10 protein-coding genes are annotated in these 13550 nt (G+C 66.0%); 5 read left to right on the top strand and 5 right to left on the bottom strand.

The genetic code is table 11. The annotated features are described in order from the left end of the window. Positions 1–1044, top strand: a complete 1044-nt coding sequence (locus Q5064_RS05665) for a deoxyguanosinetriphosphate triphosphohydrolase (RefSeq protein WP_302962939.1) — start codon at positions 1–3, stop codon at positions 1042–1044. On the opposite strand, the gene Q5064_RS05660 is transcribed toward Q5064_RS05665, so the two are convergent. Together Q5064_RS05660 and Q5064_RS05655 are read right to left on the bottom strand one after the other, a co-directional pair. After that, entirely contained in the window at positions 1041–1274 is a 234-nt protein-coding gene (locus Q5064_RS05660) for an ATP-binding protein (RefSeq protein WP_302962937.1), read from the bottom strand. The genes Q5064_RS05665 and Q5064_RS05660 overlap by 4 nt on opposite strands. A gap of 23 nt (positions 1275–1297) precedes the next feature. Next, the gene (locus Q5064_RS05655; protein WP_302962936.1) at positions 1298–1930 is read right to left on the bottom strand and encodes a phosphatase PAP2 family protein; all 633 of its coding nucleotides are present in this window, start codon (positions 1928–1930) and stop codon (positions 1298–1300) included. 469 nt (positions 1931–2399) lie between these two features. Between Q5064_RS05655 and Q5064_RS05650 the strand changes: the two genes are divergently transcribed. The 3 genes from Q5064_RS05650 (at position 2400) to Q5064_RS05640 (ending at position 7288) form a co-directional block, all read left to right on the top strand. Beyond that, positions 2400–4244: a flavocytochrome c gene (locus Q5064_RS05650; protein ID WP_302962935.1), complete on the top strand. Its 1845-nt coding sequence runs from the start codon at positions 2400–2402 to the stop codon at positions 4242–4244. Between the two features lie 156 nt (positions 4245–4400). Beyond that, complete coding sequence (locus Q5064_RS05645; protein ID WP_302962934.1) at positions 4401–5195, top strand: ZIP family metal transporter; 795 nt, start codon at positions 4401–4403, stop codon at positions 5193–5195. A 182-nt stretch (positions 5196–5377) separates the two neighbouring features. After that, entirely contained in the window at positions 5378–7288 is a 1911-nt protein-coding gene (locus tag Q5064_RS05640; protein ID WP_302962933.1) for an ABC transporter ATP-binding protein, read from the top strand. A 95-nt stretch (positions 7289–7383) separates the two neighbouring features. Here Q5064_RS05640 and Q5064_RS05635 read toward each other — a convergent pair whose 3' ends face one another. Continuing rightward, positions 7384–8898 (bottom strand): APC family permease, encoded by a 1515-nt coding sequence (locus tag Q5064_RS05635; RefSeq protein ID WP_302962932.1) that lies wholly within the window; start codon positions 8896–8898, stop codon positions 7384–7386. Positions 8899–9358: 460 nt separating this feature from the next. Between Q5064_RS05635 and Q5064_RS05630 the strand changes: the two genes are divergently transcribed. Then, positions 9359–10843 (top strand): S10 family peptidase, encoded by a 1485-nt coding sequence (locus Q5064_RS05630; protein ID WP_302962931.1) that lies wholly within the window; start codon positions 9359–9361, stop codon positions 10841–10843. A 140-nt stretch (positions 10844–10983) separates the two neighbouring features. Here Q5064_RS05630 and Q5064_RS05625 read toward each other — a convergent pair whose 3' ends face one another. Beyond that, on the bottom strand, positions 10984–11436 hold the full coding sequence (locus Q5064_RS05625; protein ID WP_302962930.1) for a hypothetical protein: 453 nt from the start codon (positions 11434–11436) through the stop codon (positions 10984–10986). 331 nt (positions 11437–11767) lie between these two features. After that, entirely contained in the window at positions 11768–13471 is a 1704-nt protein-coding gene (locus tag Q5064_RS05620; protein ID WP_302962929.1) for an FAD-binding protein, read from the bottom strand. Between the last annotated feature and the right edge of the window lie 79 nt (positions 13472–13550).

The raw sequence follows: 13550 nt of genomic DNA, 5'->3' as shown, positions 1-13550 counted from the left end.
ATGCGGGTGATGGGCCGGGAAGATCAGGAGCAGCGCGAGCGCGCGGTGCTGGCAGAAGATGCGGCGCTCGCCGCCGACTCCGAGGGGCGCGATCGCTCCACGGCGCCCGATGCGCTGCGCACCGACTACCAGCGCGACCGCGACAAGATTCTCCACTCGAAGTCGTTTCGACGGCTCTCCCACAAGACCCAGGTGTTCCTCGCGTCCGAGGGCGACCACTTCCGCACGCGGCTCACGCACACCCTGGAGGTGGCGCAGATCGCGCGCACCATCACGCGGGCGCTCGGGCTGAACGAGGACCTCACCGAGGCCATCTCCCTCGGCCACGACTTGGGCCACACCCCCTTCGGGCATACGGGCGAGGCGGCGCTTTCCGGCGCGCTCGCACGCCATAGGGGCATCGATCCCGCAAGCCCGCAGGCGGCGCGCCTGTACCGCCACAACGAGCAGTCGGTGCGGGTGGTGGAGCGCATCGAGAACGGGGGCGCCGGGCTGAACCTCACGGCCGAGGTGCGCGACGGCATTCTGAACCACACGGGGACCCTGCGCGCCGAAACGCTGGAGGGGCGCATCGTGGCCACGGCCGACCGCATCGCCTACGTGAACCATGACATCGACGACGCCATCCGTGCGGGCATTCTGCGCGAGGCTGATCTGCCCGAGACCACCCACCGCGTGCTCGGTGCTGACCACTCGGCCCGCATCGAGACGCTCGTGCGCGACATGGTGGAGACCTCGGCTGCCGAGGGAGACATCCGCATGAGCCAGCCGGTGTGGGATGCCATGATGGAGCTGCGCACGTTCCTGTTCGCCAACGTGTACACCGCGCCGCCCGTGATGGCCGAGGTGGAGAAGGCGACGCACCTCATTGCCGATTTATTCGACTACTACGCCGCGCACATCGATGAGGTGCCGGCCGACTACCGCGCCATCTCCGACGGCGACGACCTACGCGCGGTGACCGACTACATCGCCGGCATGACCGACCGCTTCGCCACGAGCACCTACCAGCGCCTGTTCATTCCCCACGCGCTGTCGTACTAGGGACGCCCTCGGCGCGAGCGGCCGTCCCTCAGGCGGTAGAGCTCGTAGGGCCGCCCCACGGCGCCGAAGCGGCAGGCGCGAAAGCACATGCCGCAGTGCCGGCAGCGCTCCTGGTCGATGGCGGGCGCCCCGTTGGCGGCGGTGGTGAGCGCGCCATGGGGGCAGATGCGCTGGCAGGCCCCGCAGCGGCAGCAGAGGCGCTCGTCGATGGCGTAGTACGTCTGGCGCATGGCGGCCTCGGTTCCTGCAGCGGCTAGGGCCGCGTGCCGGGTGTACCCGGGCCGCGGCGGTCGGCTGCGTCGTCGGGGTCGGCGGGGCGCTCGGGGGTGCCGGGCCCGCGGGGAATGTTGGGTTCGGCGCGCCGTCTCCAAAGTGCATCCATGAGGCGGGCGGCGGCCAGTCCCGCGAGGGTGCCCACGATGACGCCGGCCAACACGTCGGTGGGGTAGTGCACATAGCAGTACATGCGCGAGAGCCCCATGAGAACGGCGGCCACGGTGACGCCCGCGATGAGCCCCGCGGGCGCTTTCGGTCGGCGTGCGAACCAGAGGGCGGCCGCAGCGGCGAAGGCGGCGGTCGTGTGCCCCGAGGGGAACGACGACCCGCTCGGACGCGGCACGATCATGGCAATGGCGGCGTTCACGTCGCAGGGACGCGGGCGCATGAGCAGCGGTTTGATGGTCAGGTTCGTCACGATGGCCCCGAGCGCCACGGCCACGAGGACGCCCGCGCCGGCCTTGCGGGTGCGACGGAAGCACAGCAGCACGATGCCGAGGAGAATCCACAGCTCGCCGTGGTTGCTCGTGCTGGTGAAGGCCGCCACGATCGGGTCGAGCACGGGGTTGTGCCACGCCTGCATGGCATCCAATATGGCCAGTTCGTTCACGGGTCTCCCTTCGTTCTCCCCACAGCCTACCCGAGAGCGCCCCCGAGGGCAACTCCTCGCCGCCTGCCACCGCCCGATTCCCGATGTCTTCCCGTCTCCGCCCCGCCTGCGTCCCGCTGCCGTCGCACTCGCGTTCCGCCTCGGCAGCGTCGTTCCCGCCCGCATCCCGCCTCCGCCCCGGCCCTCACTTTCGCGCCGCCCGATTCCCTGAGCCTTCCCCGTTGCATCCCGCCGGTCTCTCGCTCCTTCGGGGTTCCCTTATCCCAACGGGGCGGCAACGGTTCGGTTGAGGCCGGCGACGGAATGGCGACCGCATCTGTGGCGGTTCTATGATGGCGCCATCGAAGGGAGCCGAGGTGACGGGAAACCGTCAGCGACGACGCTCAACCGACACCGAACTGCCGCTTTTCGCGAAGGGCGGCCGGTATCGTGCGCCATCGCGCTCTGGAGTCCGACCAAGGAGGTCATCATGTCTGGTTGTTCTCGTAGGCAGTTTATCGCCGGCGGCGCCATTGCCGCGCTCGGCGGCACGCTGGCGCTGGCCGGCTGCGCGCCGATGTCCCATGAGGAGGCGCAGGAGAAGCGCAAGGCCGATGCGGCCGGGAGCGCCTCGGCAGGGACGGCGACCACGGCCATCGGCGAGGGGATGGGCAAGCACGGCAAGTTCACCGTGGAGGTGTCCGCCAACGACGGCGCCATCGACCGCATCACCGTGCTCGACTCCCGCGAGACGCCGGGCATGGGGGACGTGGCCATGGAGAAGATGACGAAGTCCATCATCGACGGCCAGACGCTCAACGTGGACACGGTCAGCGGCGCCACGCTCACGTCCATGGCCTTCCTCACCGCCGTGGGCAGCGCCCTCGATGCCCTGGGCCAGGATTCCGAGGAGTGGAAGAACCGCGACTACCAGGCATGGGAGAGCGATGTGAAGCTGCCCGAGGAGGCCGATGTGGTCGTGGTGGGCGCCGGCGGCGCCGGATTCGCGGCGGCCATCACGGCGGCTAACGAGGGCAAGAGCGTGGTGCTCATGGACAAGATGGGCGTCTACGGCGGCGACACGTGCCTGTCGGGCGGCGAGATGGCCGTGCCCGGCAACTGGATCCAGGTGACCCAGGGCGTGGAGGATTCGCCCGAGAACCTCATCTCCGATATGCTCGTCGGCGGCGACAACAAGGGCGACCCGGAGCTGGTGGCCATCATCGCCAACGGCGCGCTCGATTCCGCCAACTGGCTCACCTACGAGGGAGGCATCTCCTGGAAGCACGACCTCATGCAGTTCGGCGGCCACAACATCAAGCGCTCCATCATCCCCATCACCCATTCGGGTTCCGAGATGACCACGAAGCTGACCAACCGCGTGAAGACCATCGACGCCATCACGCTCATCGACAATACTCAGGCCACCGAGCTGGTTACCGACAGCGCCGGCAAAGTGGTGGGCGTGAAGGTGAAAAACCCCGTCACCGGCGAGGAGGCCGAGGTGAAGTGCAAGGCCGTGGTGCTCGCCACCGGCGGCTTCGGCTCGAACGTCGATATGCGCGTGAAGTACAACCCCGAGATGGACGACAAGATCCTCTCCACCGACTCGGTGGCCGCCCAGGGCGACGGCATCGTCATGGCCGAGGCCATCGGCGCCGACACCATCGACATGGAGTACATCCAGACCTACCCGGTGTGCGATCCTGAGACCGGCGCGCTTCTGTATGTGGGCGACGTGCGCCTGGAGAACTACGGCATCCTCGTGAACAAGGAAGGCGACCGCTTCGTGCAGGAGCTCGACCGCCGCGATGTCATCTCCAACGGCATCAAGGCCCAGACCGATGGCGTGGCCTACCTGCTGTTCAACCAGGCAGCCGCCGATGCCACGGGGCTTGTGGAGCAGCACGCTGACGAGTATGAGAATAGCGAGAGCCGCGGCGTCATTGTGAAGGCCGACACGCTCGACGAGGTGGCCCAGGCCCAGGGCGTGGATGCCGAGGAGCTGAAGAAGACCGTTGAGAAGTGGAACCAGTACTGCGCCGACGGCAAGGATCCCGACTTTGGCTACAGCGCCGAGATGAACACCATCGAGGAGGGGCCGTACTACCTGATGGCCTGCAAGCCCGCCGTGCACTACACCATGGGCGGCCTGCACATCACGCCCGAGGCCGAGGTGCTCACCGTGGATGAGCAGGTGATTCCCGGCCTGTACGCCGCTGGCGAGGTGGCCGGCCACAAGATGGGCACGAACCGCCTTGGCTCCTGCTCCATGACCGACATCTACACCTTCGGCCGTATCGCCGGCAAGAACGCCGCCACCTACGCCGCCTAGCGACGCTACGGGGAAGTGACGGCGCGCGTCTTCTCAGAGACGCGCCGCGGTGGAATTGCTATGCTAGTGGGGCGCCCGGTCGGGTGCCCCACTTCGCTTTCCGGCGGGGCGGCGGCTCGCCTGAGGCGCTCTCTCGTTTCGAAAGGAAGGTACGCGGTGGAAAACCCCGTTTTGATCGGCGTGCTCGTGGCGCTTGTGGTGCCGTTTCTGGGGAACACCCTGGGCGCGGCGCTCGTGTTCCTCATGCGCCACGGCATGCCCGAGCGGTTCACGAAGGCGCTTCTGGGCTTCGCGGCCGGCGTGATGATCGCCGCCAGCGTGTGGAGCCTCATCACGCCCGCGCTCGAGGCGTCTGAGGGCGGCCCGGTGCCCGCGTGGCTGCCCGTGGCCGTGGGCTTTCTCGGCGGCATGTTCCTGCTTCTGGCCATCGACCACTTCACGCCCCATCTGCATGTGGGCTCAGACGAGCCGGAGGGCCCCGCGTCCACGCTGAAGAAGCCGGCGATGATGATGGCGGCGCTGGCCATCCACAACCTGCCCGAGGGCATGGCCGTGGGCGTGGTGCTCGCGGGCTTTCTGGCGGGGGATCCGACCATTACGCTCTCGGCGGTGGTGGCGCTGTCCATCGGCATCGCCATCCAGAACGTGCCGGAAGGGGCCATCGTGTCGCTGCCGCTGACCACCAATGGCCTCTCACGGCCCCGTGCCTTTATCGCCGGCACGCTCTGCGGCGCGGTAGAGCCGGCCGGCGCGGTGCTCATGCTGGCCATCACGGGACTCGTGACCCCGCTTCTGCCCTACGTGCTGGCCTTCGCCGCCGGCGCCATGATGTACGTGGTCACCGAGGAGCTCATTCCCCAGACCCAGCAGGGCCACCATACCAACATCGGCACCATCGGCGTGGCCTTCGGCTTCGTCCTCATGATGGTCTTGGACGTGGCACTGGGATAGACGGGGCCCAGGCAGAGAAAAGCGCCCGCCCCGAGGGACGAGCGCTTGAGGACGGTTTCGCGGTTGCTCAAAGGCACGTGCCTTTTCGCGGTTGCTCGGAACCGGGTCCGCTTTGGAAATGAAGGCGCCAGGTTGCCGAAACGTTCCCCGCTCATGAGCGTTTGAAAGCGTATGATATAGCCATGAGCGAGAATAATACATATCACGGTGATGGGGCGCCCCAGAGCGGCACCGCTCGTCACAGCGCCGGGCAGTCCCCGTCGCGCCGCTGCGATTCCGTTGCCGGCAAGGGACGCGTTGCCCCCTTTGATGCGGCGGCAAGCGAGTCTCATGCCGAGGTGGCCGCCGCCGAGGTGCTACGGCGTTTCGTGGGCTACTACAAGCCCTACAAGGCGCTCTTCTTCGCCGATCTTCTGGCTGCCTGCGTGCTGGCCGGTGTCGATCTGGCCTTTCCCCAGCTGCTGAACTTCTTCACGCGTGAGTTCTTCCTTGAAGCGCCCTCGGTGATTCTCGCGAGCCTGGGGCTCATCGCGGTGCTCTTCGTGGCGCTGTACCTCGCCCGCACCGGTTGCCAGTGGTTCATTACCTACTGGGGCCACGTCATGGGCGCGCGCATGGAGGCGGACATGCGTCGCGATCTGTTCGAGCAGTACCAGCGCTTGTCATTCGGTTATTACGACCGCCACAACACCGGCGTCATGATGTCGAAGATCACCACCGACCTGTTCGACATCTCCGAGTTGGCGCACCACGGTCCCGAGAACCTGTTCATCTGCACGCTGAAGATCGCGGGATCCTTCGTACTGCTGTTCATGATCAACGGCCCGCTTGCGGCTATCATGCTCGTCGTGACCCTGGTTATGGCGGCGCTGTCCTTCGCGCTGAACTACTGGCGGCGCAAGATATTCCGCGAGAACCGCGAGCGCATGGCCGGCATCAACGCGGCTGTGCAGGATTCTCTCGGCGGCATCCGCGTGGTGAAGTCCTTCGGTGGCGAGGATGCCGAGCGCGAGAAGTTCCGCGCGGCCAACGAGGCGTTTCTAGACACCAAGAACCGCTCCTACAAGTTCATGGGAGCCTTCCACGGATTGAACTCGCTGTTCACGGGCATTCTGTACACCATCGTCGTGGTCGGCGGCGGCTATTTCGTGGCTCAGGGAACGCTCGCCGTCACCGATCTTGCCATCTACGCCCTGTACGTGGGCATCTTCATGGCTCCCGTAGAGCAGCTCATCAACTTCACCGAGACTTTGCAGAAGGGCTATGCGGGCTTCCGCCGCTTTATCGAGGTGCTCGCCGAGCGGCCCGATGTGGCGTCCAAGCCCGGCGCGCCGACGTTGGAGGGTGCTTGCGGAGGCAACGTGCGCGGGGCGGTGGAGTACCGCGATGTGACCTTCTCCTACGACGGAGAGCATCCCGTGCTCGACGGCTTGACCCTCTCGGTGCCCGCCGGCACATCTGTGGCGCTCGTCGGCCCCTCGGGCGGCGGCAAGACCACCACGTGCTCGCTGCTGCCGCGCTTCTACGATGTGCAGGGCGGCGCGGTTGCCATCGACGGCGTGGATGTGCGCGATGTGACCCTGGCGAGCCTGCGCGAGGCCATCGGCATCGTGCAGCAGGACGTGTACCTGTTCGGGGGCACGGTGGGGGAGAACATCGCCTACGGACGCCCCGGTGCCACCCAGGCCGAGATCGAGGAGGCGGCCCGCAAGGCCAATATCCACGAGTTCATCTGCTCGCTGCCCGAGGGCTACGACACGCCGGTCGGCGAGCGCGGCACGCGGCTTTCCGGCGGCCAGAAGCAGCGTATCTCCATCGCCCGCGTGTTCCTGCGCGACCCGCGCATTCTCATTTTGGACGAGGCTACCAGCGCGCTCGACAACGAGAGCGAGCACGCCATCCAGGCATCCCTCGAGGAGCTCTCGCGCGGTCGCACTACGATGACCATCGCGCACCGGCTCTCCACCATTCGCAGCGCCCAGCTCATCGCCGTCGTGGAAGACGGCCATGTGGTGGAGCAGGGCACTCATGAGGAGCTGCTCGCCCGCGGCGGGGTGTACGCCCGCTACTACCGCATGCAGTTCGGGGAGTAGGGGCAGCCACGGCAATGAAAAGCGCCCGCCCCGAAGGGCGAGCGCCTGCGGACGGATTTGCGGCTGCCTGAAAGCGTGCGTCTCCTCGCCGGTTCCTACCCTATCAGCATCGGCACCGCATACAGCAGGGCCACCACGACGCAGCAGGCGGCTACCACGATCTTCCACACGCGGTACTCGCGGTCCATGCGTGCGGCCTCCTGCGCGTCGGGCACATCGGCCGCGCCGGGCAGCGCCTCGGCCACCGATACCGGCTCGGGCTTGCCGTAGCGGCTCTGGCAGATGAAGAACACCACCAGGCCGATCACGCACCAGATGGCGCCCACCACCAAAGGCTTGGTGCCCAGCTGGCTCATCATGATGGCGTAGATGACGATGGACGCCGGCACGCCCACGGCCACGCCCGGCACGCGGAAGGGGCGCGTAAGATCGGGCATGCGCCGGCGCAGCCCTAAGGCCGCGGCGATGCCGATGATGTAGTAGAACAGATCGGCGAACAGCGACAGCGACGCGATGAAGTCCAGGGTGGAGGTGGCCACGAGCAGGATGGACAGCGCCCCGAGCGCGATGATGGCCACATAGGGCGTGCGGAAGCGCGGGTGCACCTTCGCGAACACGCGGGGCATGGCGCCGTCGCGGGCCATGGTGAACAGGTAGCGCGGCGGGACGGCGATAGACGCGTTCAAGGTGGAGAAGTCGCCGCCGAAGGCAACGCCCAGGGCCAGCAGCAGAAGCGGCAGCCCCAGGATGCCCGCCGACATCATGGCCTCGGCGTAGGGGGCAGCCGCCTCGGCCAGGCCGGGGATGGCGTCTACCGGCGTGATGCCCACGAGGAACCACTGGAAGGCCCCGTTCACGGCGAAGATGATGAAGGGCGCGAGCTTCAAGGCGCGCGGGATGTTGATGGAGGGGTAGCGGATCTCCTCGCCCATGCCGCAGCAGGTCTCGAAGCCGGCGAAGCACCACCAGATCATGGCCACGGCGGCGATGAACCCGAAGGCGTCCATGGAGCCTAAGAAGTCGGGCGTCGTCACGAAGGTGGGCAGGCTCACGTTGGGGATCATCGTGAGGAACCAGATGACGGCCACGCCCCAGAAGAAGAACATGAACCCGTTCTGCAGACGCCCGGTGATCTGCACGCCGCGCACGTTGGTCACGATGAACAGCAGAAGCGCCGCGCAGGCGAGCACCACGTCGGGTACGGGCAGCTCCACGCCTAAGGCTAAGAAGATGGTCTTGAAGTAGTAGGCGAAGGCGAGCGACTCGCCGCCGGTCACCGCCACAAGCGAGATGATGAAGTTCCAGCCGGCGAGCATGCCTAAGGGCCGCCCGAGCCCCAGGCCCGCGTACTGGTAGGTGCCCCCGGCGTAGGGGAGCGCCGCGCCCATCTCGGCGTACAGCAGCGCCGGGTAGATGGACACGAGCATGGCCACCAGTGTGGCGATGATGACCGCCGGGCCCATGAGGCCCACGATGTTGCCGCCCGTGGTGAACAGGCCCACGCCGATGACGGTGCCCACCGTGATGGTGATGGCCTCGCGCAGGCCGAATTGCCGTCGCAGGGCCGGCGGCGTGGCGGCGGGATTGTCGTTGTCGTAGGGTGCGCTCATGGGCGGCTCCTTCTCCTCGGTATGCGCTGCGGGCGCCTTGGGCGGACGCGCGGCGCGCTGCTCCCGGCCAAGGCGGCACTATCGACACGGTGATAATGCTGCCGATACTATAGTGCTCTACTGTAGTAAAGTAAAGGGTAATGGTCACTATTAACGGGAACGAAACGGGGAAGCGGCCGCGGCGCAAGCCCGCGGACGGGCTCACAGCCCGCGGGCCTCGCCAGGGTTTGCGCCTCCGCTGCGCTTTGGACCCGCAATCCGCGCCGCACGCCTGCTGGCGCCCGAATCGTGGAGAAAGCGCAGGTCAGTTCACGGCGCGGCCACGTCTTCCCCCGTATTCCATGACAAGGGGGCCTCGCGCATCGTCGCCGATGCGCGGGAGGCGTAGGCTAAGCGTGGTATGGAAAGCGCGCCGCCTCTTCCGCCGCGCGGCGCGCGTCTCAAGACTAAGGAGCCAACCATGGCAGAGACCAGCCCCTCCTTCACCGTCACCATGAACGACGGGAAGAGCCCCAAACCCGAGCAGCCGGTTCCCGAGCCGGCCAGCAAGGACATGACCTGGACGAACGGCAAGCAGACCATCAAGTACACCGCCACCGCCGAAATGCTTCCGCTGCACACCGACGACGGCGAGCTCATCGGGCACATGTTCGCCCTGTCCTATGTCAGCGACGAGCAGGACAAGGCCGATCGCCCCGTTACCTTCTGCTGGAACGGCGGCCCCGGCGGCTCGTCGGCCATGGTGAACATCGGCGGCCTCGGCCCGCGCCGCGTGCCCATCACCTCCATCAAGCAGCTGCCCTGCCCGACCGCTCCCGAGGATAACCCCTATTCGCTGCTGCCCTCCACCGACCTGGTGTACCTGGACGCCATGGGCACCGGTTACTCGAAGGTGGCCGAGGGCTACGACGCCAAGAAGGTCTGGGGCGTGGACGGCGACGCGGACGCCTTCATGCGCGGCATCGCCCAGTGGCTCACCACCCACGAGCGCTGGAACACGCCGCTGTACCTGTACGGCGAGTCCTACGGCACCATGCGCAACTCGGTGCTCATGCGCCTGCTCGGCGAGCGCGGCATCGCGCTCACGGGCGTGATCGAGCAGTCCACCATTCTTGACTACGCGCCCACCCTGTCGGGCAACGACCTGTACTACATGGGCATGGTGCCCGTCTACGCCGCCACCGCCAACTACTTCGGCAAGGCCGGCGCGGGCGTGGACCAGTTCGAGTGGTTTAACAAGGCTTGGAAGTTCGTGGACGAGAAGTACGGCCGCGCCCTTATCGCGAGCGACTCCATCACCCCGGCCGAGGAGCACGATCTGGCCGTCGAGATGAGCGAGCTCATCGGCCTTCCCGCCGAGTTCATCGAGAAGCGGCATCTGCGCATCGAGCTGGACACCTTCCGCAAGAACATCATGGCCGACGAGGGCCTGTTCTGCGGTCGCTACGACACGCGCTTCACCGAGCCGGCCTATATGGACGTGCAGGGCGACAACGAGTTCTTCGCCGGCGAGGATCCCTCCGGCGACGCTATCATGACGCCTGACGAGTCCGCCTGGATGAAGCTCGTCCAGGAAACCGGCTTTAAGGGATCGCCCATCAACATCCTGCTCTCCTTCAAGGTGAACGCGGGCTGGAACTGGACGCACCAGGCCCCCGGCACCATGGGCGCGCCGCAGTGCCCCAACACCGCCTACGACATGGGCACGGCCCTGCGCCGCAACCCGTTCTGCCGCGTGCTGTTCTTCGGCGGCATCCATGATGCGGCCACGCCGTTCTGGAACGTGAAGCACTCTATCTCGAAGATGTTCCTGCCCGAGTCCATCACGAGCCGTATCGAGTACAAGGTGCACGAGAACGGGCATATGGCCTACGAGGACCAGCCGACCCTCGAGAAGATGGTGCCCGAGCTGGCCGCCTTCTATGAGAAGCGCCACGAGGCCTAAAGACTCTGGGCGGCCCGAGGCCTAAGGAGTCCGGTCGGCCCGAGGCCGCTGAGACTCGGATCGAAAACCAGGGCGAAGGTGCCCGACTGCATGCACGTGCGGCCGGGCACCTTCCGTTAATTCTGGGGCCAGGCCTTCCGTTAATTATGGAGCCAGCGCTCACTCTCGTCGTACCACATGAACAGCTCGTAGACCCGCAGGCTCGGCGCGATGAGGTAGGTCTCGGGCGAGAAGCCGGCGGCCGGGCTCTCGCCGTTCATAACGGCGGTGCCCAGGAGCATGTCGGGGGTGGCGGTGCTGCGGCGGTGCTTGGCGGCCATGCGGGCGGCTTCGGCGGGGTGCTCGTCGAGCCAGATCTGCGCTTGGGCCTCCACCGCGGGCATTTCCCCGAGTAGGGCTTCGCGGCGCAGGGCGCGCAGCTCGTCGATGCGATCGTAGCAGGTGAGGGGCACTCGCGGCGTGCGGGCGCCCTCGGTGACGTAGAGGCGTACGAGCTCCATGGGCATACGGCGCGCCAGGTCGCGCACGCCGTCGTTGAACTCCCGGGATTTCCGCCACGTGGAGCGGGCGAAGGCTACTTCGGTGGTAACCATGAGGGCTCCTTTTGTCGTTTTCGCTGCGTTTGAAGCCAACGCGCTCACTATAGCACGCTTGAAATGGATATTCTGGCTTGAAAAACACGGTTTTGTGACGGAAAACGGCGCAAAGAGGGCCCGAGCGTATTACAACGCCAGCATTTTCCCAGGTGGTGTATGACAGGGAAGGGGAATAGCCGCCCCTGCGGTAACAAAACCGTGCTTTCTAAGCAAAAAAAGCCGAAATCCAGCACGCATTGGCTGGATTTCGGTAGGGAGGGCTCGGAAACGGATTACGGTGGACTCGTTTTCGAGAGTGCGCTCTCTGCGGTGAGGCGGGCAGTCCGCCTTAAGCGGCTCCGGCCAGCAGCTTGGCCACGTGGCGGCCTTCCACCGAACTGCGACCGCAGGCCACGCCCACGATGTACTCGGGGTAGTTGCCCGAGAAGAAGCTGCCAGAGACGTCGCCGGCGGCATAGAGCCCCTCGATGACGTTCAGCTCGGGATCGAGCACCTGGCAGTTCTCGTTGATGCGCAGGCCGTCAATGGTGGTAAGCAGCGAGCCGCCAAACCAGCAGCCGTAGAAGGGCGCCTGGCGAATGGCCGACAGACGATAGGCCTCTTTGCCGAAGTCCTCGTCTACCTGGTTGTCGAAGAAGCCGTTGTAGCGCTCCACCTCGGCGAGGAAGTTATCCTTGTCCTGGCCAGTGAAACCGAGCAAGTCGGCCAGCTCATCAAGCGTGTCGGCTTTCATGAGAATGCCGGACTCCTGAGAGGCGGCGGTGTACTCGTCGAAGGTCATGCCCATTTCGATATAGGGCACCACGCGGGAGCAGCCCACGGTCTCGAAGCGCACCATGTCGTCCATCATGTTGCTGTCGTACACTTGGCACCATACGCCGCCGGGTTGGTAATTAGCGGCGAAGCAAATGAAATCATAGGGGGAAGACTCGTTGGCGAAGCGCTGGCCGCGGCGGTTTACCTTCATGAAGGGCTGGCTGCCGATATTCTCCTGGAAGATGTTGCCGCGGAAAACCGCCGCCTCGTCAGTTCCCTCGTAGCCGGCATCGACGCCCGGGGCCACGGCGCCTCGGTCGAAGATCATCGGCGCGGCATCGATGTCCTTGGAGGCTCCGGCCCACAGGCCGGCGCGAATGCCGTCTCCGGTGCAGGTGGGGTTGAAGCTGGAGGCGGTGCAGCAACCCACGGCGGCAGGCTGGAGGGCGCGCATCATCACAGGGTTGGCAGCGTAGCCGCCGGTGGCCAGCAGTGTGTTCTTGGCGTTGATCTGCTTGTATCCGTCCTTGGTCTCGAAGATGGCACCGGTCACTTTACCGTCAGTGTGGACAAGCTTCACCATGGTGTGCTCGAAGAGGATGTCGTGGCCCTGGGCGGAAAGACGTTCGGCGATGACATCGTTGCGGGTTGGCGGCACGTAGGAGGGTTCCCACAGATGCTGCACGTAGGGCACGTAGTAGTCGGTGCCGCCAGTGGCATGGGCAGGCGGCATATCGAGCATGACTTCCTTGCCTGCGTCCTTCATCACTTCGGTCACCCAATCGACATACTCGGCTGAGTCATCGATCCAGCGTTTGATGAGCTTCTGGTTGCACTTGCCCGAGGCGTAGCGTGTCAGCTCGTTGAGGAGTTTGGGCTTGTCGATCTCCACGTTGTTCGCCTTGGCATAAGCGGTGTCAACCCCGCCCAGATATTCGCGCGTCTCGGGTACCTGGTTCGCCTTGTCGCAGATAATGAAGTCGAGTCCCAGATCGCCGGCGGCACCTGCCGCCGCGAGGCCTGCCGTGCCGGCGCCGATAATGAGGAAGTCGGTGTCCAGGGTCTCTGTGATATCGGCCTCGGCGACTTCCGGCTCAGTGCCGAGCCAATCGGATGCGGCCGGGGCATCGGTTGCAGCACCTGTTTCGCCGAGGCTCTTCTCGGTGGGAGTGCTTGGCGCGCAGCCCGCAAGGCCCAGGGCGCCGACAACGGCGGCTCCGGCAGCCCCGAGGCCGATGAAGTCGCGGCGATTCATGCTCATGGATTCGTTGCTCATAGATCCCTCCTGTCAGTGATTCTTGCGCGTACCGCTCTCCTGGTGCTTCGTCCTGCGCGAGTGGATTGAAGCGCGCGGC

Source organism: uncultured Adlercreutzia sp., from assembly GCF_958431955.1.
In the GTDB taxonomy this organism is placed as follows: domain Bacteria; phylum Actinomycetota; class Coriobacteriia; order Coriobacteriales; family Eggerthellaceae; genus Adlercreutzia.
The sequence above is the reverse complement of the archived record's forward strand: the minus strand, read 5'-3'. Positions and strand labels throughout refer to the sequence as shown.

Excerpts from the sequence above, each read along its gene's own strand:
- Q5064_RS05620 (WP_302962929.1), bottom strand. The coding sequence starts at position 13,471 with ATGAGCAACGAATCCATGAGCATGAATCGCCGCGACTTCATCGGCCTC.
- Q5064_RS05660 (WP_302962937.1), bottom strand. The coding sequence starts at position 1,274 with ATGCGCCAGACGTACTACGCCATCGACGAGCGCCTCTGCTGCCGCTGC.
- Q5064_RS05625 (WP_302962930.1), bottom strand. The coding sequence starts at position 11,436 with ATGGTTACCACCGAAGTAGCCTTCGCCCGCTCCACGTGGCGGAAATCC.
- Q5064_RS05650 (WP_302962935.1), top strand. The coding sequence starts at position 2,400 with ATGTCTGGTTGTTCTCGTAGGCAGTTTATCGCCGGCGGCGCCATTGCC.
- Q5064_RS05635 (WP_302962932.1), bottom strand. The coding sequence starts at position 8,898 with ATGAGCGCACCCTACGACAACGACAATCCCGCCGCCACGCCGCCGGCC.
- Q5064_RS05630 (WP_302962931.1), top strand. The coding sequence starts at position 9,359 with ATGGCAGAGACCAGCCCCTCCTTCACCGTCACCATGAACGACGGGAAG.
- Q5064_RS05665 (WP_302962939.1), top strand. The coding sequence starts at position 1 with ATGCGGGTGATGGGCCGGGAAGATCAGGAGCAGCGCGAGCGCGCGGTG.
- Q5064_RS05640 (WP_302962933.1), top strand. The coding sequence starts at position 5,378 with ATGAGCGAGAATAATACATATCACGGTGATGGGGCGCCCCAGAGCGGC.